The organism is Citrobacter sp. Cpo103, from assembly GCF_030332605.1.
Taxonomy (GTDB): domain Bacteria; phylum Pseudomonadota; class Gammaproteobacteria; order Enterobacterales; family Enterobacteriaceae; genus Citrobacter; species Citrobacter portucalensis.
Window position 1 is genome coordinate 100,197 of sequence record NZ_JAOWHO010000020.1, and the last position, 23,064, is coordinate 123,260.

Consider the following 23,064-nt stretch of genomic DNA (forward strand, 5'->3'; position numbering starts at 1 on the left):
ACCTCTTACGCCAGACGCGGGTTAACTTTATCTGCATCGATGTTGAATTTGATGATTGCATCTGCAACCACTTTCTTATCGATTTCGCCACGTTTAGCCAGTTCGCCCAGGGCCGCTACAACCACGTAGGAAGCATCAACTTCGAAGTGGTGACGCAGGTTTTCACGGCTGTCAGAGCGACCGAAACCGTCAGTACCCAGTACGCGATAATCATCAGCCGGTACATAAGTACGAACCTGTTCCGCAAACAGTTTCATATAGTCAGTAGATGCTACTGCCGGAGCGTCGTTCATCACCTGAGCGATGTACGGAACGCGCGGAGTTTCCATCGGGTGCAGCATGTTCCAGCGCTCACAATCCTGGCCATCACGCGCCAGTTCAGTGAAGGAGGTTACGCTGTAAACGTCAGAACCTACACCGTAGTCGTTCGCCAGGATCTGTGCTGCTTCACGCACGTGACGCAGGATAGAACCGGAGCCCAGCAGCTGAACTTTACCTTTCTTACCTTCGAGGGTTTCGAGTTTGTAGATACCTTTACGGATACCTTCCTCGGCACCTGCTGGCATTGCCGGCATGTGGTAGTTTTCGTTCAGCGTGGTGATGTAGTAGTAAACGTTCTCTTGTTTCTCACCGTACATACGCTCCAGACCATCGTGCATGATGACCGCAACTTCGTACGCGTAAGACGGATCGTAAGAGATACAGTTCGGGATAGTCAGAGACTGAATATGGCTGTGACCATCTTCGTGCTGCAGACCTTCACCGTTCAGCGTAGTACGACCAGAAGTACCACCAATCAGGAAGCCACGAGCCTGTTGGTCGCCTGCCTGCCAGCACAGGTCACCAATACGCTGGAACCCGAACATGGAGTAGTAGATGTAGAACGGGATCATCGGCAGATCGTTGGTGCTGTAAGAAGTCGCAGCAGCCAGCCAGGATGCGCCTGCACCCAGTTCGTTGATACCTTCCTGCAGGATCTGACCTTTCTCGTCTTCTTTATAGTAAGCAACCTGCTCACGGTCCTGCGGGGTGTACTGCTGACCGTTCGGGCTGTAGATACCGATCTGACGGAACAGACCTTCCATACCGAAAGTACGCGCTTCGTCAGCGATGATCGGAACCAGACGATCTTTGATCGACTTGTTCTTCAGCATCACGTTCAGGGCACGAACGAAAGCGATAGTGGTGGAGATTTCTTTGTTCTGCTCTTCCAGCAGCGCACCGAAGTCTTCCAGAGCTGGCAGTTCCAGCTTCTCGGTGAAGTTCGGCTGACGAGCTGGCAGGTAGCCATGCAGTTTCTGACGCTGAGCGTGCAGATAAGTGTGCTCTTCAGAACCTTCCGGGAAGGTGATGTAAGACAGGTTTTCAACCTGCTCATCGGTCACAGGAACGTTGAAACGGTCGCGGATATAACGCACGCCGTCCATGTTCATTTTCTTAACCTGGTGAGCGATGTTTTTACCTTCAGCAGTGTCACCCATGCCGTAACCTTTAATGGTATGGGCCAGGATTACAGTTGCTCTGCCTTTGGTTTCCTGCGCTTTTTTCAGTGCAGCATAGACTTTCTTCGGATCGTGACCACCACGGTTCAGAGCCCAAATCTGCTCGTCAGTCCAGTCAGCAACCAGTGCTGCGGTTTCCGGGTATTTACCGAAGAAGTGCTCACGTACGTATGCGCCATCTTTGGATTTGAAGGTCTGGTAGTCGCCGTCAACGGTTTCGTTCATCAGCTGGATCAGTTTACCGCTGGTGTCTTTACGCAGCAGCTCATCCCAACGACCGCCCCACATGACTTTGATAACGTTCCAGCCAGCGCCCGCGAAGATGCCTTCCAGTTCGTTAACAATCTTGCCGTTACCGGTTACCGGGCCGTCAAGACGCTGCAGGTTACAGTTGATAACAAAGACCAGGTTGTCCAGTTTTTCACGGGTCGCGATGGTGATCGCACCTTTAGATTCTGGCTCATCCATCTCGCCGTCGCCCAGGAAGGCGTAAACGGTCTGTTTAGAGGTATCTTTCAGGCCACGGTGTTCCAGATATTTCAGGAATTTAGCCTGGTAGATAGCACCGATTGGGCCCAGCCCCATAGATACGGTCGGGAACTGCCAGAATTCTGGCATCAGTTTCGGGTGCGGGTAGGAAGACAGGCCTTTGCCATGTACTTCCTGACGGAAGTTGTTCATCTGCTCTTCAGTCAGACGACCTTCCAGGAATGCGCGTGCGTAGATGCCCGGAGAGATGTGACCCTGGAAGTACACCAGATCGCCGCCATCTTGCTCGTTGCGTGCACGGAAGAAGTGGTTGAAGCAAACATCATATACCGTTGCGGAGGACTGGAAGGATGCCATGTGGCCACCCAGCTCGAGGTCCTTTTTAGACGCGCGCAGTACGGTCATGATGGCGTTCCAGCGGATAGCAGAACGAATACGACGTTCCAGCTCCAGATTGCCCGGGTATTCCGGTTCATCTTCAACGGCAATAGTGTTTACATAATTGCTGGCCCCTGCACCTGCCGCTACTTTCACGCCGCCTTTGCGAGCTTCTGAAAGCAGTTGGTCGATCAGATACTGAGCACGCTCAACACCTTCTTCACGGATGACCGATTCGATCGCCTGTAGCCAGTCGCGAGTTTCGATCGGATCCACGTCATTTGGGAAACGTTCTGACATGGGGGTATTCCTTATCTATCTAATACGTTGAGTTATCTGGAACCTGTCCCATTACGTTCTCGCCAGAGAGCGTAATAAGACAGGTTCTGCGTTTAGTTGCCGCGCACTTTATATGGCGCTTGATTTACAACATCTTCTGGTTAACGTTCTGCCAGAAAAATCACTAATTCTTTCGTTGCTCCAGACGGCGTAAGGCGCGTTCACGACGGCTTTCCTCACGGCTTCTGTCCAGCAGAATCTCTTCGATAAACGCCAGGTGACGGTGGGACGCTTCACGCGCCTCTTCCGGCTTCCCGGCAATAATTGCTTCAAAAATACGGGTACGGTGACTGCTAACCAGTGGCAGCATTTCACGACGCGCATACAGCAATTCGAAGTTTTGCCGAACGTTCTGGGCCAGCATCGGCTCCATACACCTTAGCAAATGGAGCAGCACCACATTGTGTGCCGCTTCGGTGACAGCAATTTGATACTGGAGTACTGCATCAGATTCGCCGTCAAGATCGCCGGACTGTTGAGCAAGCTCGATCGCATGGTGGAGTTCACGGATACGCGTTTTGTCTTCATCCGTGCTGCGCAGTGCAGCGTAATAAGCTGCAATACCTTCCAGCGCATGGCGCGTCTCAAGCAGGTCAAACTGGGATTCAGGATGGTCGGAGAGCAGCTCTACCAGTGGGTCGCTAAAGCTCTGCCACAGGCTGCTCTGAACAAAAGTGCCACCGCCCTGACGACGAAGCAGTAAGCCCTTCGCTTCAAGGCGTTGGATCGCCTCGCGTAAGGAGGGGCGGGAGACGTCGAACTGTTTTGCCAGCTCGCGTTCCGGTGGGAGTTTTTCTCCGGGGCGAAGTGTCCCCTCAAGAATTAAAAACTCCAGCTGCTGCTCAATCACATCGGAGAGTTTTGGTTGGCGGATTTTGCTGTAGGCCATGATTTCCTGTCTTAAGCCATTTGCCCGGAGTCAATTGGTCTTACCAATTTCATGTTCTTGACGCTAAAGTAACAAAGTATTCACCTTCTGTCCATACAGGTTTTGATTGAAATCAGTAAAGGAGGCATATTTTAACAACATTACAGAAATAACGTTTCAAACATGTAACTATGCACAAATGTTAAATTTACCCACCCCGGGGTAGTTTTAACGGAATTGAAACGAAAAATTATCTCATCTGAACCGATTCACCTGCTTATTTATCGATATATCAACCACTATTATTGAATAGAAATTCAAAATGGAAATTTTGTGGTAGATAAACTCGCATTTACAAATGGTTTCTTTTTATTCAACTCGTCATCTTCCCCGCATAAAGCAGGTGCATTCGCGCTCGCATATCATTATTCTGATCAAGACAAAAGTATTAAGGCAACATTTCATCAAAAGCATCTGTAAACAAATTAATACAACAAACGGAATTGCAAACTTACACACGCATTGCTGCGTAGTTCAAAAAATAAGCACTCGAAATATGAAGAGTAAAACCACACACGAGGTTTCATGATGGAAAGTCAACAGCATGGCGATCAGCTCAAGCGCGGCCTTAAGAACCGCCATATACAGCTAATCGCGCTGGGTGGCGCGATTGGTACCGGGTTATTCCTTGGTAGCGCATCCGTTATCCAGTCTGCAGGACCGGGTATTATTCTGGGTTACGCTATTGCCGGCTTTATCGCCTTTTTGATTATGCGTCAGTTAGGTGAAATGGTGGTTGAAGAGCCCGTTGCAGGCTCATTTAGTCACTTTGCTTATAAATACTGGGGCGGTTTCGCGGGGTTCTCTTCCGGCTGGAACTATTGGGTGCTGTACGTGCTGGTTGCCATGGCTGAGCTAACTGCCGTGGGTAAATACATCCAGTTCTGGTACCCGGAGATCCCAACATGGGTGTCTGCGGCTGCCTTCTTTGTGTTGATCAACGCCATCAACCTGACCAACGTGAAAGTGTTTGGTGAGATGGAGTTCTGGTTCGCCATTATTAAAGTCATTGCCGTCGTAGCGATGATCCTGTTCGGCGGCTGGTTACTGTTTAGCGGTAACGGCGGCCCGCAGGCCAGCGTCAGCAACCTGTGGGACCAGGGAGGCTTCCTGCCGCATGGCTTCACCGGTCTGGTGATGATGATGGCTATTATTATGTTCTCTTTCGGTGGGCTGGAGCTGGTCGGGATCACCGCAGCAGAAGCGGATAACCCGGAGCAAAGCATTCCCAAAGCGACCAACCAGGTTATCTACCGTATCCTGATTTTCTATGTGGGTTCGCTGGCGGTTCTGCTTTCCCTGATGCCGTGGACGCGTGTCACGGCCGATACCAGCCCGTTTGTCCTTATTTTCCACGAGCTGGGCGACACCTTTGTTGCTAATGCCCTGAACATCGTAGTGCTGACTGCCGCCCTTTCTGTCTATAACAGCTGCGTATACTGCAACAGCCGTATGCTGTTCGGTCTGGCACAGCAGGGCAATGCGCCGAAAGCGCTGATGAACGTAGATAAACGCGGTGTACCGGTGAACACCATTCTGGTTTCCGCACTGGTGACGGCTCTTTGTGTGCTGATCAACTACCTGGCACCGGAATCCGCCTTTGGCCTGCTGATGGCGCTGGTGGTTTCCGCACTGGTGATCAACTGGGCAATGATTAGCCTGGCGCACATGAAGTTCCGCAAAGCCAAACAGCAGCAGGGTGTTACCACCCGCTTCCCGGCGCTGCTCTATCCGCTGGGTAACTGGGTGTGCCTGATTTTCATGGCTGCAGTACTGGTGATTATGCTGATGACGCCGGGCATGGCGATCTCGGTATACTTAATCCCTGTATGGATTGCCATTCTTGGCATCGGCTACCTGTGTAAACAGAAAACGGCCGGCGCGGTTAAAGCGCATTAATCCCCCCTCCCCCCACCTGCGTCAGGTGGGGGTTGTTACCTGTCTCACACTTTCCCACTCACGACTGTTTAGTCCATATCAGCGGCGTTATCCTGCAACGCAAAAACACCAGTGCCGGACAATAATTCTCTCCATATTTCATTAATGGAGAGCAGTTGATGGAAACCAGTAAGCTCACGGTGAAAGAAAAGATCGGCTATGGAATGGGCGACGCCGGATGCAACATCATCTTTGGCGCCATCATGTTGTTTGTTAACTATTTTTACACAGACATTTTTGGTCTGGCACCTGCACTGGTCGGCGTATTACTGCTCTCAGTACGCGTTATCGACGCCGTTACCGACCCAATAATGGGCGCGATGGCCGACCGCACCCGTAGTAAATATGGTCGATTTCGTCCATGGCTTTTATGGATGGCTTTCCCGTACGCATTATTCAGCGTACTAATGTTTACCACCCCTGAGTGGACCTATAACAGCAAAGTTATCTATGCGTTCGTTACCTACTTCCTGCTATCTATTACTTATACAGCGATCAACATTCCCTACTGCTCGCTCGGTAGCGTCATCACCAACGATCCGAAGGAACGCGTCGCCTGCCAGTCATATCGCTTTGTGTTGGTAGGCATTGCAACCCTGCTTCTGTCTCTCACCTTGCTGCCAATGGCCGACTGGTTCGGCGGGGAAGACAAAGCCAAAGGATATCAGATGGCGATGGCGGTTCTGGCTTTCATCGGCATGTGTATGTTCCTGTTTTGCTTCGCTACGGTCCGTGAACGCGTACGCCCTGCTGTCCAGACCAATGATGATTTAAAAGCCGATCTGAAAGACGTGTGGAAGAACGATCAGTGGGTAAAAATTCTGCTGTTAACACTGTGCAACGTCTGTCCGGGCTTTATTCGCATGGCTGCCACCATGTACTACGTGACCTGGGTTATGCAGCAAAGCACGCAGTTCGCAACGCTGTTTATCAGTCTTGGTGTGGTCGGCATGATGATCGGCAGTATGCTGGCGAAGGTATTAACCGATCGCTGGTGCAAACTGAAAGTCTTCTTCTGGACCAATATTATCCTGGCGATTTTCTCTGCCGCGTTTTACTTCTTCGATCCGAAAGCAACCATGATGATTATGGTGCTCTACTTCCTGCTCAACATCCTGCACCAAATTCCTTCTCCGCTGCACTGGTCGCTGATGGCGGATGTCGATGACTATGGCGAGTGGAAAACCGGTAAACGCATCACCGGAATCAGCTTCTCCGGTAACCTGTTCTTCCTGAAACTGGGCCTGGCGATTGCCGGAGCGATGGTCGGCTTCCTGCTCTCCTGGTACGGCTACGACGCTGGGGCGAAAGCGCAAAGCGACTCTGCCATTAACGGTATTATGCTGCTGTTTACCATCATACCGGGCGTAGGCTACCTGATTACCGCAGGCGTGGTTCGTCTGCTGAAAGTTGACCGCGAGTTTATGCAACAAATCCAGACAGATTTAGAAAAGCGCCGCACCAACTACCGTGAACTGAATGAATACCACGATATAAAAACGACTGAAACCGTAAGGAAAGCCTAATGAATCAGTGGCCAAATCCCTTTATTGAACAGCGTGCCGATCCGTTTATCTTACGTGACGGTAGCCACTATTATTTCATTGCTTCAGTACCCGAATATGACCGCCTGGAGATACGCCGGGCCGACTCACTGGAAGGGTTGCGCACCGCCGCCCAGGTTGTCGTCTGGCGCAAACCAGAAAGCGGCCCCATGAGCCAACTCATCTGGGCACCCGAAATCCATCATCTGGCAGGCAAGTGGTACATCTATTTTGCTGCCACCCATACACAGTCGCTCGACAAGCTGGGGATGTTCCAGCATCGCATGTTTGCGCTCGAATGTGCCGACGCCGATCCGCTGACCGGCCAGTGGACTGAGAAAGGTCAGATTAAAACGCAGTTTGATACCTTTGCGCTTGATGCCACCACCTTTAACCATCAGGGAAAACAGTGGTACCTCTGGGCGCAGAAGTCTCCCGATATCGCCGGAAACTCAAATATCTATCTCGCAGAGCTGGAAAATCCATGGACGATTAAAGGCGAGCCGATCATGCTAAGCCACCCTGAGTATGACTGGGAATGCCGGGGTTTTTGGGTCAACGAAGGTCCTGCCGTCATGGTTCATGGCGATAAGCTGTTTATCAGCTATTCCGCCAGCGCCACCGATGAGAACTACTGTATGGGATTATTGTGGATTGACCTCAACGCCGATCCGCTCAACCCACAGAACTGGCACAAATCACCGCGCCCGGTCTTTACCACCAGTTATGAAAACCGCCAGTTTGGGCCAGGACACAACAGCTTTACACAAACGCCGGAAGGTGAAGATGTGCTGGTGTATCACGCGAGAAACTACACCGAAATCGAGGGCGATCCGCTGTACGACCCAAACCGCCACACTCGTCTGAAGCTCGTGCGTTGGGACGAAAACGGCATGCCAGATTTTGGCGTGCCGCCTGCTGATACGAACTAAACCGTTGCACTGCCCGCTGGCGCTAACGCTTACCGGGCCTACACGTTTTTTCATTTTAAGCCGGATAAGCGTTAGCGCCATCCGGCACAACGCTATACTAATGCCCCATAAATGGTGAGCACCGCAATAACCACCACCACCACAAACGAGGTTTTCTTCGCCAGCGAAACGGCGGCTTTTGGCGTTTCGACTTTATCGGTGTGCGGTTCACGCGCCAGCGAGAACTGCGCCAGACGCGTAAGCACCTGATATTGCGACGTGTGCAGATCCGCAAGCGAGGCAAACCAGGCCGGCAGCGCTTTCTCGCCGTGTCCCAATAGCGCATAGACCACGCCCGCCAGACGCACCGGGATCCAATCCAGCACATGCAGGATCGCATCAATACCTGAATGCAGACGCTGGTGCGGTGTCTGATAGCGCGCCAGCCAGGACTGCCAGGCACGTAAAAAAGCATAACCAACCAGCGTCACAGGTCCCCACGGACCACCGACAATCAGCCAAAATAACGGTGCCAGATAAAAGCGGAAGTTGTTCCATAACAGCGCGTTCTGCAGTTCGCGCAAGAATTCACGCTCATCGCAGTCCGGCGGAACCCCATGGATAAGCGTCAGCTCGCTGGCCATCGCATCACGGGCGTGAGCATCATCGCGAGCAGCCGCGTTCAGGTAAGCGTGATAGTGAAGGCGCGCCTTGCCAGCACCGATGCACAGCAAGCCAATTAAGATCCACGCCACCAGCAACGGAACATTAAACAACAGCCCATGAAGTGCGCGCAGTAGCAGAAATGTCACTCCCATCGCAATAAGAGTCATGCCTACCGTACGCATCATCGAGAAATGCTTAGTCCGGCGGAAAAAAGCTTCAATCCGGTGATCAAGCTGCCAGTGCTCACCCAGCTTAAACAGGCGTTCAACAATCAACACCAATAATGTTGTAAACAGCGTCATGTCATCTCCTTGTGCGACGAGGGGGTGACCAGGGCGCGGAACCTTGCCCAGTCAAAGGACGGCCCGGGATCGGTCTTACGCTCGGGCGCAATATTGCAATGTCCTGTCATGTTGTTAGCAATGGCCGGATAACGCGTAACCAGAGTATTCGTCACGGCAGCCAGTTGCTGATACTGCGCATCGGTATAGGCCAGCGTATCCGTCCCTTCCAACTCAATACCAATTGAAAAATCATTACAGCGTTCTCGCCCTTGATAGCTCGACACACCCGCATGCCAGGCGCGTTTATCAAAAGGCACATATTGCACGATTTCACCGTCACGGCGAATCAAACAATGGGCCGAAACACGCAGATGGGCGATCCCGGCAAAATAAGGATGGGCGTTGGGATCAATCGTGCCCGTAAACAGCGCATCTATCCACGGGCCGCCAAACTCGCCGGGCGGCAAGCTGATATTATGCACCACCAGCAGAGAAGGGTTTTCGTCATCCGGGCGGCAATCGTAATGCGGAGAGGGAACGCGTCGCGCCTCTGCCAGCCAGCCCTCGTCTAACAACATGCAGAATCTCCTTATTGGTGGTGCTCATATCTGGTTCAGGGTAGCATGTTTCCACCTTATGATTCGTTAGCTATTTGGAGTTTTATCATGCCGCCTCGCCGCTATAACCCTGACTACCGACGTGACGCGCTGTTGGAACGCATAAATCTGGATATCCCTGCCGCTGTAGCTCAGGCGCTGCGTGAAGATTTAGGCGGAGAAGTTGATGCCAATAACGATATCACCGCACAGCTTTTACCCGAAGACATGCGCTCCCATGCCACCGTAATCACCCGCGAAGATGGCGTTTTTTGTGGAAAACGTTGGGTGGAAGAGGTCTTTATTCAGCTGGCTGGCGATGATGTCAACATCACCTGGCATGTCGAAGATGGCGACAGCATAAAGGCCAATCAGCCGCTGTTTGAACTGGACGGCCCTTCCCGCGTTTTACTGACCGGTGAACGTACTGCGCTGAATTTTGTGCAGACGCTTTCAGGTGTAGCGAGCGAAGTGCGTAAATACGTCGACCTGTTAGTGGGAACCAAGACCCAACTGCTGGATACGCGTAAAACACTGCCGGGACTGCGTACCGCGCTAAAATACGCCGTATTGTGCGGCGGCGGCGCGAATCATCGTTTGGGGCTCTCCGACGCCTTCCTGATAAAAGAAAACCACATTATTGCTTCCGGCTCGGTACGTCAGGCCGTCGAAAAAGCCTTCTGGTTGCACCCGGATGTGCCGGTTGAAGTCGAAGTAGAAAGCCTGGATGAGCTGGACGACGCGCTGAAAGCCGGGGCCGACATCATCATGCTCGATAACTTCGAAACTGACCAAATGCGCGAAGCGGTAAAACGCACCAACGGCCAGGCGCGTCTGGAAGTGTCGGGCAACGTCACCCATGAAACGCTGCGCGAATTTGCCGAAACCGGTGTCGACTTTATCTCCGTTGGCGCACTGACCAAACATGTTCGCGCACTCGATCTCTCCATGCGATTTCGCTAATTGCTGATTGTATTGCCCGATGACGCTTCGCTTATCGGGCCTACTACACAAGTTTATTCTGTAAGCCGGATACGGCATTTACACCACCATCCGGCAGTTTCTTCGAGTCTCTTCGCAAATACATTGTCTGACTCTGTAATTTCGTAAAAATCCTCTGAACCCGCTTTCCCGTTTTGTTTTTTGTCTCTCGTCGTCCTCCCGTCGGTTTGCCAAAGTAGCGCCAGCAAACTCAAGGAGCGAACGATGAACAAGCAACGAGGCTTTACACTTATCGAACTCATGGTGGTAATTGGCATTATTGCCATCCTTAGCGCCATCGGCATTCCGGCATATCAAAACTATCTGCGCAAAGCCGCGCTGACAGACATGCTGCAAACCTTTGTCCCCTATCGCACGGCGGTTGAGCTCTGTGCACTGGAGCATGGCGGAACAGATACCTGCGATGCCGGAACGAATGGTATTCCCTCTCCAACAACTACCCGTTACGTCTCAGCCATGAGCGTTGAAAAGGGAGTTGTCAGTCTTAGTGGGCAGGAAAGCCTGAACGGGCTAAGCATCACCATGACGCCAGGTTGGGACAATGCCAACGGTATTACCGGTTGGAACCGAAACTGCGTCATCCAGAACGACAGCGCATTGCAGCAGGCCTGTGAAGACGTTTTCCGCTTTGATACCCACTAAGGAACAGAGATGAACACCACCCAACTTACGGCGCTATGCCAACGTTATCAGGCAATATTACTGGATGCAGACAATGAAGTGGTGCATATCGCCGTCGTAGACGCCCCATCACACGAGCTGCTGGATGCGCTGCATTTTGCCACCACCCGGCGCATCGACATTGTCTGCTGGACACGTCAGCAAATGGAAGGCCACACACATACACCGCAGACAATGCTCCCGGCAGTGGTCACGAAAAGCAGCGCCAGCGCAGCAGACTTGCTGAATCAGACGTTTCATTCCGCTCTGACGCAACGGGCTTCTGATATTCATTTTGAACCCGAGGAAAATCACTATCGAATCAGATTACGCGTAGATGGCGTGCTTCACGCTTTACCGGAAGTCACGACCGAGATGGGCATTGCCATCACCGCAAGGTTAAAAGTATTAGGCAGCCTGGATATCGCCGAGCATCGGCTTCCACAAGACGGACAATTTACCGTTGAGATTTCAGGAGAGCCGGTCTCGTTTCGCATCGCCACCCTGCCCTGTCGCGACGGCGAAAAGGTCGTGTTGCGGCTACTTCATCAGGTCGATCAGTCACTGGAGATCGCCGCGCTGGGAATGCGAGACGCGCAGCTGACCGCATTTTCGCAAGCCTTGCAGCAGCCTCAGGGGCTGATTCTGGTTACCGGGCCTACCGGAAGCGGCAAAACGGTCACGCTGTACAGTGCGCTGCAAACCCGAAACACCCCGGATGTGAATCTTTGTAGCGTGGAAGATCCGGTAGAGATCCCGATCGCAGGTCTCAACCAGACGCAAATTCACCCACGTGCCGGCCTGACTTTTCAGGGAGTCTTACGTGCTCTGCTGCGCCAGGATCCCGACATTATCATGGTGGGTGAAATCCGCGATGGCGAAACGGCCGAAATAGCCCTTAAAGCAGCGCAAACCGGCCATCTGGTTCTTTCTACGCTGCATACCAATTCCACCAGTGAAACGCTGGTGCGCCTGCAACAAATGGGTGTCGCACGCTGGATGATCGCCTCCGCGCTGACGCTCGTTATTGCACAGCGGTTGGTCAGAAAGTTGTGCCCCCATTGCCGACAACGTCAGAGTACGCCTATCACGCTCCCGAAAGCTGTCTGGCCTACACCACTACCGAATTGGCAGGCCCCTGGCTGTAAACATTGTTATCACGGATTTTATGGTCGTGCTGCATTGTTTGAAGTGCTCCCTGTTACTCCGGCATTACGTCAGAGTATTGCCAGTGGCACATCCGTAGACGAAGTGGAGTCTGATGCTCAGCAATCAGGAATGAGAACGCTATTCGAGAATGGCTGTCAGGCCGTCGAGCAAGGGTTAACGACATTTGAAGAGCTGATTCGTGTACTGGGCATGCCTCATGTCCACTAAACAGCTTTGGCGCTGGCAAGGTATTAACAACGAAGGTAAATCGCTGGAAGGCACACTATGGGCCGATACCCGACCGTCATTGATGCTGGCTCTTGAGAAACAACAGATTACGCCGCTGCGCATTAAACGTATGCGTGTCAAAACCTCGCACTGGAGCCGTACAAGAAGTGCCGAAACCATACACCAGTTGGCGACATTACTAAAGGCAGGGTTAACGCTCTCAACAGGGCTAGCTCTGCTTGCTGACCAGCATCCCAGCAGTCAATGGCAGGCGCTACTGCGTACGCTGGCTTACGATATGGAACAGGGCATTACCCTCTCCACCTCGTTATCACAATGGCAACACGTTTTTCCGCCCCTTTACCAGGCAATGATCCGCACCGGAGAGCTTACGGGTAAGCTGGACGACTGCTGTTTTGAACTCGCCCACCAGCAAAAGAAACAACAGCAACTTGCTGATAAAGTTAGAAAAGCCCTGCGCTATCCGATCATCATCATAACAATGGCAGTGATGGTCGTATTTGCGATGCTGCAGTTTGTACTCCCTGAGTTTGCCGCTATCTACCAAACGTTCAACACCCCGCTACCGGCGCTCACTCACTGGATTATTACCATCGCACACTGTAGCAGCCAATGGGGATGGCTGACGGTAGCACTTGGCCTGGTAACAGTTGCCACACATCATTTGATAAAGCAGAAACCGTACTGGCTCATTCTGCGCCAGAAATTGCTGCTCAGCCTCCCGGTCATAGGGCCGATGGTGAGAGGGCAAAAACTCACGCAGATATTCACTGTTCTGGCGTTAACGCAAAATGCGGGCATTCCCTTTTTGCAGGGTCTTGAGAGCGTTACCGAAACGCTGGCTAACCCTTTCTGGTCGCAACGTTTAGCACTGGTTCAGCAGGATATCAGCGCTGGAAAACCGATCTGGTTAGCGCTTAAAAATAGTGATGAATTCAGCCCATTGTGTATACAGCTGGTCAGAACGGGTGAAGCTTCCGGCTCGCTGGATGCAATGCTGCGCAATCTTGCGCATCACCATGGCGATAAAACCCTGGCTCAGGCTGAGAATTTGGCTGCATTACTTGAGCCTGCGTTGCTGATCATTACGGGGCTTATCATCGGTACCCTAGTCGTCGCGATGTATTTACCGATTTTCCATTTGGGAGATGCGATGAGCGGAGTGGGATAAATTCAAATGCCGGATGGCGGCGTAACGCCATCCGGCATTTCACAGAACTAGCTGTTCTTACAGGCTATTGAAAACACGGTTTTCTTGTTCCTGTACACGAATAAACGTTGTACGTTTGGTCAGCTCTTTCAGACGGGATGCGCCCACATAGGTACAAGCAGAACGCAAACCGCCGAGGATATCGCGAGCGGTATTATCAACCGGGCCGCGCAGTGGCAGCTTGACGGTCTTACCTTCTGCAGCGCGGTACTGTGCAACACCACCTACGTGACGCGTCATTGCAGATTCAGAGCTCATACCGTAGAACAGCATGAATTTCTCACCGTTCTCTTCAACAATTTTGCCGCCACTTTCTTCATGACCAGCCAGCATGCCGCCGAGCATCACGAAGTCTGCGCCGCCACCGAACGCTTTTGCCACGTCACCCGGCATTGTGCAACCGCCGTCGCTGACAATCATGCCACCCAGACCGTGGGCTGCATCGGCGCATTCAATAACTGCAGAAAGCTGTGGATAGCCAACGCCGGTTTTTACACGTGTGGTACATACTGAACCTGGGCCAATGCCGACTTTGACAATATCAGCACCGGAGAGCACCAGCTCTTCACACATTTCACCGGTGACCACATTGCCCGCACAGATCGTTTTTGTCGGCCATGCTTCACGCGCTTTCGACACGAACTGAACAAAATGCTCTGAGTAGCCATTGGCCACATCAATGCAGATAAAGTTCAGCGCGGGGTTGAGCGCCAGAATCTGTTTAGTTTTTTCGAAATCTGCATCAGACGTACCGGTTGAAACCATTACGTGTTTGAGCACATCGGCAGAGCTCTCTGCGATGAAGGCGGCCCAGTCTTCAACAGAATAGTGTTTGTGCACAGCGGTCAGGATGTCGAAGGATGCCAGTGCCGTTGCCATGGCAAACGTCCCGACAGTGTCCATGTTCGCGGCAATAATAGGTACGCCGGACCAGGTCTGACCTGAATGCTTAAAGGTAAATTGACGTTCCAGCTCAACATCGGAACGGCTTTTGAGAGTAGAACGCTTAGGGCGGATAAGAACGTCTTTGAAACCTAACTTCAGATCTTCTTCGATACGCATGTGCGGATTCCTGGGGTTAATGGCGAAAAATCGAAACTCACAACTCCAGTGACGCTATCATACGCACTAATCAATGCCGCGCAAGACTGCGAAATTCTCTTTTTTTACGCTACAATCCCATAAATTTACCTGGCGAATAGTAGGTTAATCCTGCAGCAGCCTCGCCTTCGCACGCATAACTTTTAACTGTTTGATAATCAAACTTAAACTCCAGGATCGGCATCTATGAGGTATACGGTAGCCTTAACCGGCGGCATTGGCAGTGGTAAAAGCACCGTTGCAAATGCGTTCGCTGACCTCGGAATAAACGTCATTGATGCAGATATTATTGCGCGCCAGGTGGTTGAACCCGGCACACCTGCTCTTAAGGCGATCGAAGAACATTTTGGTTCCGACGTTATAGCCGCAGACGGATCGTTGCAGCGACGCATTTTACGCGAACGCATTTTTTCCAATCCTGAGGAGAAAAGCTGGCTGAATGCCCTGCTCCATCCGCTTATTCAGCAGGAAACGCAGCGTCAGTTTCAGCAAGCAACCTCTCCTTATCTGCTATGGGTTGTCCCTTTGCTGGTGGAAAATTCGCTGTATAAAAAAGCCGACCGCGTACTCGTGGTGGATGTCACCCCCGAAACCCAGCTCAGACGCACCATGCAGCGTGATGACGTCACGCGTGAGCATGTTGAACAAATTCTTGCTGCCCAGGCAACGCGTGAAGCGCGGCTGGCCGTGGCAGACGATGTTATTGATAATAATGGCGCACCGGAAGCCATCGCCTCGGATGTCGCCCGCCTGCACGCGCTCTATTTGCAATGCGCGTCGCAGTTTGTCTCACAGGAAAAACCGTAATGCACACCCAGGTCCTTTTTGAACACCCTCTCAATGAGAAGATGCGCACATGGCTGCGCATTGAGTTTTTAATCCAACAGCTCTCCGTTAATTTGCCCATTGCTGACCATGCCGGCGCTCTGCATTTTTTCCGCAATATCGGAGATTTACTGGATGTATTTGAACGCGGCGAAGTCCGCACCGAACTCCTCAAGGAACTGGAGCGACAGCAGCGTAAACTCCAGGCCTGGGTCGAAGTTCCCGGCGTCGATCAAAGCAGAATCGACTCTTTGCGTCAGCAGTTAAAAAGTGCAGGCAGCATTCTGATTTCTGCCCCGCGTATTGGACAGACGCTGCGCGAAGATCGTCTGATTGGTCTCGTCCGTCAGCGTTTAAGTATTCCTGGCGGGTGCTGCAGTTTCGATCTGCCGACCCTGCATATCTGGTTACACCTGGCACAGTCGCATCGTGACGCGCAGGTTGAAACCTGGCTTGCCAGCCTGAATCCGCTCAATCAGGCGCTGTCGCTGGTACTGGATTTAATTCGCAACTCAGCGCCGTTTCGTAAGCAAACCAGCCTGAATGGTTTTTATCAGGACAACGGCGAAGATGCAGATCTGCTACGCTTGCAGCTGCCGCTTGATTCGCTGCTTTATCCGCAAATTTCTGGTCATAAGAGCCGTTTTGCCATCCGTTTTATGCCGCTGGATAGCGAGAATGGTCAGGTGCCTGAGCGCCTCGATTTTGAACTGGCGTGCTGTTAAGGAGTCAACATGTCTGAACAAACCATCGTCAACTGCCCAACCTGCGGCAAGCCTGTAGTATGGGCTGAGGTCAGTCCGTTTCGCCCATTCTGCAGCAAGCGCTGCCAGTTAATCGATCTGGGAGAGTGGGCCGCAGAAGAGAAACGCATCCCAAGCTCTGGCGATCTGTCAGAAAGCGACGACTGGAGTGAAGAGCAGAAGTAATTCTGCTAAAACGGTAGGTCGGATTAGGCAACGCCGCATCCGGCATTTTATGTTGTTTTGCCTGATGGCGCTGCGCTTATCAGGCCTACGAACTAAAACGTTGGGCGGGCAAGCGTAGCGCCCCCGCCATAATTTGCCGGATGCGGCGTTGCCTAATCCGGCCTACAGCACCATTAGCCAGCTATCAGCTTTTCAATGACCGGTGCATTCGCGGGCGGGAAATCCTGCGCATTCAGAGCATCTTGCGCAATCCACTGCGCCGGTTGCCCCTCTTTTCCCCACGGCTCGCCTTCCCAGCTTTCAACCAGCCAGAACCACAGAGTGATATGCCTGTCCGGAAACTGATACTCCAGCTTTTCGAACAATGAGCTTTGAGTCGGCGTGATCCCCACTTCTTCCTGTAGCTCGCGAATCAGCGCCTGCTCCGGTGTTTCGCCCGCTTCAATTTTCCCGCCGGGGAACTCCAGCTTATTGGCCATGTGGGCATCAGCCGCACGCTGGGTGATAAAAATTTCATGTTGATGATTACGAATAATCCCGACGGCGATTTGCAGTATTTTCATCTTTATCGTCCATAAAAAAGGCGCAGAATTCTGCGCCTTTTCAGTAAGTTATTTTCTTAGCTCAGACGGCCGTGGCACTGTTTGTATTTTTTGCCAGAGCCGCAAGGACACGGATCGTTACGACCCACTTTACGATCGCCAGTTTGTGCTGCCAGCTCTTCTGCCGCGGCAGAATCGTCGCCTTTATGGCTCAATTGCTGCATCTGCGCTAAGCGCTCAGCTTCTTCACGACGCTGCTGCTCCATGGCTTCGACTTCTTCAGGCATACGCACCTGAACTTTGCTCAGGGTGCTGATCACTTCGTATTTCAGTGATTCCAGCATTGACGCAAACATAGAGAAAGATTCACGCTTGTATTCCTGCTTCGGATCTTTTTGCGCATAACCACGCAGGTGGATACCCTGGCGCAGATAGTCCATCGCAGCAAGGTGCTCTTTCCACAGGGAGTCGAGAGTTTGCAGCATCACGCCTTTTTCGAAGTGACGCATCATCTCCGCGCCCACAACTTCCTCTTTACGCTGATAAACTTCGATGGCGTTTGCCAGGATACGTTCACGCAGCGTTTCTTCGTGCAGCTCAGGCTCTTTATCCAGCCACTCTGAAATCGGCATCTCAAGATCGAAGTCGTTTTTCAGACGTTCCTGCAGACCCGGGATATCCCACATTTCCTCCAGAGACTGCGGCGGAATATAGGCATCAATAGTTGCTTTGAAGACATCTTCACGGATGCTGTTGATGGTTTCGCTAACATCAGTTACGTCCAGCAGTTCGTTACGCTGGGTGTAGATAGCACGACGCTGATCGTTGGCAACGTCATCATATTCCAGCAGCTGCTTACGAATATCGAAGTTGCGGCTTTCCACTTTACGCTGCGCGTTAGCAATTGCTTTGGTCACCCATGGGTGTTCAATGGCTTCGCCAGGCTTCATACCCAGTTTACGCATCATGCCTGACACGCGGTCAGAGGCAAAAATACGCATCAGCGCATCTTCCATCGACAGATAGAAACGGGAAGAGCCCGCATCACCCTGACGACCCGAACGACCACGCAGCTGGTTATCGATACGGCGAGATTCGTGACGCTCGGTACCGATAATATGCAAGCCACCGGCAGCTAATACCGCGTCATGGCGAACCTGCCAATCGGCTTTAATCTGCGCGATTTGTTCCGGAGTTGGGTTTTCCAGCTCGGCAACTTCCGCCTGCCAGCTACCGCCCAGCACGATATCGGTACCACGACCTGCCATGTTCGTCGCGATAGTCACGGCTGACGGATAACCCGCCTGGGCGACGATTGCAGCTTCGTTGGCGTGGAACTTGGCGTTCAGAACGTTGTGTTTGATACCCGCTTTGCTCAGCTCGTTAGACACTACTTCCGATTTTTCAATGGAGATAGTACCTACCAGTACCGGCTGGCCATTTGCAGTACGCTCTTTAATATCTTCAATGATCGCCTGAATTTTTTCCGCTTCGGTCATGTACACCAGATCCGGTAAATCCTTACGGATCATCGGACGGTTGGTCGGCACAACCACGGTATCCAGTTTGTAGATGGAGCTAAATTCAAACGCTTCAGTGTCGGCTGTACCGGTCATACCGGCCAGTTTTTCGTACAAACGGAAGTAGTTCTGGAAGGTAATAGATGCCAGCGTCTGGTTCTCGTTCTGGATCTCTACGCCTTCTTTAGCTTCAACAGCCTGGTGCAGACCATCGGACCAGCGACGCCCCTGCATGGTACGACCGGTGTGTTCATCGACGATGATAACTTCGCCGTCTTTCACGATGTAATCTACGTCGCGGGTAAACAGCACGTGCGCACGCAGTGCGGCAGTCACGTGGTGCATCAGCATAATGTTACCAGGAGAGTACAGTGACTCGCCCTCGTCCATAATGCCTTCGTTAACCAGCAGCTCTTCAATCAGTACCAGACCACGCTCGGTCAGGTTAACCTGGCGCGCTTTCTCATCAACAGAGAAGTGGCCTTCGCCCTGGAACGTGTCGGAATCTTCCTTCTCCTGACGGATCAGGTGCGGGATGATTTTATTAACTTTTTTGTACATTTCCGAGCTGTCTTCAGCCGGGCCGGAAATGATCAGCGGCGTACGCGCTTCATCGATCAGGATGGAGTCGACTTCATCGACCAGCGCATAGTGCAGTTTACGTTGAACACGCTCTTCCGGACTAAACGCCATGTTGTCACGCAGGTAGTCAAAGCCGTATTCGTTATTGGTACCGTAAGTAATATCGGCGTTATAGGCTTCACGCTTGGCTGGCGCAGGCAGGCCAGACATGTTGATACCAACGGTCATGCCGAGGAATTCAAACAGCGGGCGGTTATTTTCGGCATCACGCTGAGCCAGATAGTCGTTCACGGTAACCACGTGTACGCCCTTCCCGCTTAATGCGTTCAGGTAGGCTGGCAGCGTCGCGGTCAGGGTTTTACCTTCACCAGTACGCATTTCCGCGATGCAGCGATCGTTAAGCACCATACCGCCCAGCAGCTGAACGTCGAAGTGACGCATACCGAACACGCGCTTACTCGCTTCACGCACTACTGCGAACGCTTCCGGGATCAGGCTCTCAACGCTGGCACCTTTTTCCAGACGGGCGCGGAATTCAGCGGTCTTCGCTTTCAGTTCATCATCGGAGAGTTTTTCCATCTCCGGTTCCATCGCATTGATGACATTGACCACTTTACGCATACGACGCAGCGTACGCTCGTTACGGCTACCGAATACTTTCGTTAATAATTTGATTAGCATAATAAAATCTCAAACGCCCCGCGGTGCGGAGTCAAAAATTATAAGTTGGAAGGTTCTTTTTTAGCTGAGGCGTTGAGGACCAGCGCGGATACCCTGCTGCTGGCTAATCCAGACCGGAACGCTAAACGCGGCCTGAGAGGTAAAGTGTGCGTATGTCACGCGACTTACTGTCGCGGGCGGAGTGCCTTCTTGCGTCAGCATCGCGCTGAGCGTATTCAGTAACGCAAGATGGTGCGCCTGGATTGGCAATGGCTCTTCGGCAACGGGCAACGCCTGAGGTGCCATGGCAAAAGAAAGATGGCGGATAACCGTACGAATGGCATGTTGATGCCAGTAATCGACGGTAAAATTTGGGCGCCGATTGGTCGCTTCCAGCAAAGCAAGCTGGCTAAAGTTAACTTTAGCACCTTGATCGTGATTGCTGGCGGTCGCCTTCGCGGGAGTATTAGGTTCAGCAGCATTACCGAGCGCGGGCAGGCCAAAACTAGCCGCGACCATCCCCAACAGGAGATGCGGCCAGAAGTACCGTCTGCCTAACTGTCGCCAGCGCGTCAGTATTCCACTCACGTTATTGCCACCTGATATACCCTGCGTTTGGGGTTACAAATGCAAAACCATTTTTTGCGCACAAATCTTACCATTAATGCGTTCGCACCACAGCAGTAATGACAGCAAGTCGCGGGTAAATATGCTTAAGAAAGCAGCGATCGAACGGTATTTTAATCTACCTGTGGGGAAAAAGTCGCTTCAGATAAGGTGGTTTGCACTCGGAAGATAAAAAAACGACTGGCTCACCTGGCCGGAGAGAGTGCCAGATTTACCAGTCGAATTTATGCGACAGCGTATGTCGTTATGCCAGTACGGTCGATGGTGCTTTGAACGCCAACGGCAGTTCTGCATCGTCCTGGAAGGTCACATATTCCCAGGCTTCCTGTTTTGCCAGGACCGCCTGCAGCAGTTTGTTATTCAATGCATGACCGGATTTATATGCGGTAAATGCACCAATAATGTTGTGACCACACATGAACAAGTCACCGATCGCGTCGAGCATTTTGTGACGAACGAATTCATCTTCAAAACGCAGGCCGTCTTCGTTCAATACGCGATAATCGTCAACAACGATGGCACAATCGAAGCTGCCGCCCAGGCACAGGCCGCGGGACTGCAGATATTCGATATCACGCATGAAGCCGAAAGTACGCGCACGGCTGATCTGACGCATGAACGCATCCGCAGAGAAGTTCATCGCGTAGCGCTGCGTGCTGGAGTCGATCGCCGGATGGTTAAAGTCGATGGTGAAATCCAACGTAAAACCATTATACGGCTTAAACTCAGCCCACTTATCGCCATCTTCGACACGAACGGTCTCTTTAATGCGAACAAATTTTTTGGCGCTGCTCAGTTCTTCAATACCTGCATCAAGCAGCAGATAAACGAACGGAGCGGCACTGCCATCCATGATCGGGATTTCCGGTGCGTTAACTTCAATAACGATGTTATCGATACCTAAACCCGCCAGAGCAGCATTAAGGTGCTCTACGGTTGAAATCCGTACATCATGCTCATTGACCAGACACGTACAGAGCATGGTATCACGCACAGATTTGGCATCGGCCGGGAAATCTACCGGAGGATTCAAGTCGGTGCGACGATAGATGACCCCGGTGTTGGCCGGCGCAGGGCGTAATGTCAGGGTGACTTTTTTGCCGGTATGCAAACCGACGCCAGTCGCCTGAACGATACGTTTAAGAGTCCTTTGTTTGATCATCGTATAATCTCGCCAAATTACCTATCCAACCGAAGTGTACTATACATTCGGTGGGCCAGTTTAGCACAAAGAGCCACAATTCCCAAATTCCAGCTAATTCTTAATCAGCTTGCTTACGCAGGAATGCTGGGATATCCAGATAATCCGGCTCTTTGGTGGTTTGCGGCGTATTGTCGTTAACCACTTTCGCTACCGGTTTCTGCTCTTGCGTCAACGGCGCCATGCCGTGCTGCTGGTAACGATCCATTACCGGCTGCTGTACCTGCTTGTTGGTCACCAGAGTGATTTCAGGACGTTTGTCCATACCAATTCCAGTCGCAACAACGGTGACGCGCAGTTCGTCGTTCATATCCGGGTCCAGGGAGGTACCGATAACCACGGTCGCATTATCCGATGCAAAGGCACGAATCGTGTTACCGACGGTTTCGAACTCATCCAGACGCAGGTCGAAGCCCGCAGTAATGTTGACCAGCACGCCGCGCGCGCCAGACAGATCGATGTCTTCCAGCAGCGGAGAAGAGATAGCCATTTCAGCCGCTTCTTCTGCACGGTCTTCACCGCTTGCCACGCCTGAACCCATCATCGCGTAGCCCATTTCGGACATCACGGTGCGCACGTCTGCAAAGTCGACGTTCATCAGGCCCGGACGAGTAATCAGTTCAGCGATACCCTGGACTGCGCCTTTCAGCACGTCGTTCGCTGCGCCAAACGCATCCAGCAGGGAGATTCCGCGACCCAGCACTTTCAGCAGCTTGTCATTCGGAATAGTGATCAGAGAGTCCACATGTTTGGACAGCTCGGTGATACCCTGCTCCGCGAATGCCATACGCTTCTTACCTTCAAAGTTGAAAGGCTTAGTCACTACAGCTACGGTCAGAATACCTAAATCTTTTGCTACTTCAGCAACCACTGGCGCTGCACCGGTACCGGTACCGCCGCCCATGCCTGCTGCGATAAACACCATGTCTGCGCCGTCAAGCGCTGCACGCAGAGCTTCACGGTCTTCGTCTGCCGCATTACGGCCTACTTCCGGGTTTGCACCCGCGCCCAGACCTTTGGTGATGCCGCTACCAATCTGAATGGTCTGTCCAACCGCCGTTTTACGCAACGCCTGAGCGTCGGTATTCACCGCGAAGAATTCAACACCTTCGATGCGCTCGCGCACCATGTGTTCAACGGCATTACCGCCGCCGCCGCCGACGCCGATGACTTTAATCACCGCGTCATTGGTTAGTTCCATAGGTTCAAACATAGTTTCTCTCTCCGTTGTG

20 protein-coding genes are annotated in these 23,064 nt (G+C 52.2%); 10 read left to right on the top strand and 10 right to left on the bottom strand.

Features of this window, described 5'->3' with window-relative positions; translation table 11 throughout:
- Positions 1-5: 5 nt before the first annotated feature.
- Together aceE and pdhR are read right to left on the bottom strand one after the other, a co-directional pair.
- Positions 6-2,669, bottom strand: a complete 2,664-nt coding sequence (gene aceE / locus OGX89_RS03110; RefSeq protein WP_048214932.1) for a pyruvate dehydrogenase (acetyl-transferring), homodimeric type — start codon at positions 2,667-2,669, stop codon at positions 6-8.
- Positions 2,670-2,832: 163 nt separating this feature from the next.
- Positions 2,833-3,597: a pyruvate dehydrogenase complex transcriptional repressor PdhR gene (gene pdhR, locus OGX89_RS03115; RefSeq protein ID WP_003018699.1), complete on the bottom strand. Its 765-nt coding sequence runs from the start codon at positions 3,595-3,597 to the stop codon at positions 2,833-2,835.
- 564 nt (positions 3,598-4,161) lie between these two features.
- On the opposite strand from pdhR, the gene aroP reads away from it, so the two are divergent.
- The 3 genes from aroP to OGX89_RS03130 all read left to right on the top strand — a co-directional run bounded on the left by aroP (position 4,162) and on the right by OGX89_RS03130 (position 8,050).
- Positions 4,162-5,535: an aromatic amino acid transporter AroP gene (gene aroP, locus OGX89_RS03120; RefSeq protein WP_008786209.1), complete on the top strand. Its 1,374-nt coding sequence runs from the start codon at positions 4,162-4,164 to the stop codon at positions 5,533-5,535.
- Positions 5,536-5,693: 158 nt separating this feature from the next.
- The gene (locus OGX89_RS03125; RefSeq protein ID WP_126956882.1) at positions 5,694-7,100 is read left to right on the top strand and encodes a glycoside-pentoside-hexuronide (GPH):cation symporter; all 1,407 of its coding nucleotides are present in this window, start codon (positions 5,694-5,696) and stop codon (positions 7,098-7,100) included.
- Positions 7,100-8,050, top strand: a complete 951-nt coding sequence (locus OGX89_RS03130) for a glycoside hydrolase family 43 protein (protein ID WP_126319236.1) — start codon at positions 7,100-7,102, stop codon at positions 8,048-8,050. The genes OGX89_RS03125 and OGX89_RS03130 overlap by 1 nt, the downstream gene beginning before the upstream one ends.
- A gap of 92 nt (positions 8,051-8,142) precedes the next feature.
- On the opposite strand, the gene ampE is transcribed toward OGX89_RS03130, so the two are convergent.
- Complete coding sequence (gene ampE, locus OGX89_RS03135) at positions 8,143-8,997, bottom strand: beta-lactamase regulator AmpE (RefSeq protein ID WP_063941111.1); 855 nt, start codon at positions 8,995-8,997, stop codon at positions 8,143-8,145.
- On the bottom strand, positions 8,994-9,557 hold the full coding sequence (ampD, locus tag OGX89_RS03140) for a 1,6-anhydro-N-acetylmuramyl-L-alanine amidase AmpD (protein WP_126956884.1): 564 nt from the start codon (positions 9,555-9,557) through the stop codon (positions 8,994-8,996). The genes ampE and ampD overlap by 4 nt, the downstream gene beginning before the upstream one ends.
- Positions 9,558-9,644: 87 nt before the next feature.
- Here ampD and nadC point away from each other — a divergent pair, with 87 nt between their 5' ends.
- From nadC to hofC, 4 genes are all read left to right on the top strand, one after another.
- Entirely contained in the window at positions 9,645-10,538 is an 894-nt protein-coding gene (gene nadC / locus OGX89_RS03145; protein ID WP_003829503.1) for a carboxylating nicotinate-nucleotide diphosphorylase, read from the top strand.
- A gap of 243 nt (positions 10,539-10,781) precedes the next feature.
- A complete protein-coding gene (gene ppdD, locus OGX89_RS03150; protein ID WP_003829506.1) occupies positions 10,782-11,219 on the top strand; it encodes a prepilin peptidase-dependent pilin in 438 nt (145 codons plus the stop codon).
- A gap of 9 nt (positions 11,220-11,228) precedes the next feature.
- Positions 11,229-12,614: a type II secretion system protein GspE gene (gene gspE / locus OGX89_RS03155; protein WP_126956886.1), complete on the top strand. Its 1,386-nt coding sequence runs from the start codon at positions 11,229-11,231 to the stop codon at positions 12,612-12,614.
- Positions 12,604-13,806 (top strand): protein transport protein HofC, encoded by a 1,203-nt coding sequence (gene hofC, locus OGX89_RS03160; RefSeq protein ID WP_126956888.1) that lies wholly within the window; start codon positions 12,604-12,606, stop codon positions 13,804-13,806. The genes gspE and hofC overlap by 11 nt, the downstream gene beginning before the upstream one ends.
- Positions 13,807-13,863: 57 nt before the next feature.
- Here hofC and OGX89_RS03165 read toward each other — a convergent pair whose 3' ends face one another.
- A complete protein-coding gene (locus OGX89_RS03165) occupies positions 13,864-14,907 on the bottom strand; it encodes a GMP reductase (protein WP_003829510.1) in 1,044 nt (347 codons plus the stop codon).
- 225 nt (positions 14,908-15,132) lie between these two features.
- On the opposite strand from OGX89_RS03165, the gene coaE reads away from it, so the two are divergent.
- From coaE to yacG, 3 genes are read left to right on the top strand one after another with little or no spacing between them, the layout of a single operon-like run.
- Positions 15,133-15,753 (top strand): dephospho-CoA kinase, encoded by a 621-nt coding sequence (gene coaE, locus OGX89_RS03170; RefSeq protein WP_003829511.1) that lies wholly within the window; start codon positions 15,133-15,135, stop codon positions 15,751-15,753.
- Entirely contained in the window at positions 15,753-16,496 is a 744-nt protein-coding gene (gene zapD / locus OGX89_RS03175; protein ID WP_003829513.1) for a cell division protein ZapD, read from the top strand. The genes coaE and zapD overlap by 1 nt, the downstream gene beginning before the upstream one ends.
- A 9-nt stretch (positions 16,497-16,505) precedes the next feature.
- A complete protein-coding gene (yacG, locus tag OGX89_RS03180; RefSeq protein ID WP_003018740.1) occupies positions 16,506-16,700 on the top strand; it encodes a DNA gyrase inhibitor YacG in 195 nt (64 codons plus the stop codon).
- A gap of 173 nt (positions 16,701-16,873) precedes the next feature.
- Here the strand turns inward: yacG and mutT are convergent, their stop codons facing one another.
- From mutT to ftsZ, 5 genes are all read right to left on the bottom strand, one after another.
- The gene (mutT, locus tag OGX89_RS03185) at positions 16,874-17,263 is read right to left on the bottom strand and encodes an 8-oxo-dGTP diphosphatase MutT (protein ID WP_063941107.1); all 390 of its coding nucleotides are present in this window, start codon (positions 17,261-17,263) and stop codon (positions 16,874-16,876) included.
- 56 nt (positions 17,264-17,319) lie between these two features.
- Positions 17,320-20,025 carry a preprotein translocase subunit SecA gene (gene secA / locus OGX89_RS03190; protein ID WP_008786199.1) on the bottom strand — a complete coding sequence of 902 codons (2,706 nt, stop codon included), beginning with the start codon at positions 20,023-20,025 and terminating at the stop codon, positions 17,320-17,322.
- Positions 20,026-20,085: 60 nt separating this feature from the next.
- On the bottom strand, positions 20,086-20,592 hold the full coding sequence (gene secM, locus OGX89_RS03195; RefSeq protein WP_126956890.1) for a secA translation cis-regulator SecM: 507 nt from the start codon (positions 20,590-20,592) through the stop codon (positions 20,086-20,088).
- Between the two features lie 283 nt (positions 20,593-20,875).
- Entirely contained in the window at positions 20,876-21,793 is a 918-nt protein-coding gene (gene lpxC / locus OGX89_RS03200) for a UDP-3-O-acyl-N-acetylglucosamine deacetylase (RefSeq protein ID WP_006686706.1), read from the bottom strand.
- 100 nt (positions 21,794-21,893) lie between these two features.
- Positions 21,894-23,045 carry a cell division protein FtsZ gene (ftsZ, locus tag OGX89_RS03205; protein WP_003018753.1) on the bottom strand — a complete coding sequence of 384 codons (1,152 nt, stop codon included), beginning with the start codon at positions 23,043-23,045 and terminating at the stop codon, positions 21,894-21,896.
- Positions 23,046-23,064: the final 19 nt, after the last annotated feature.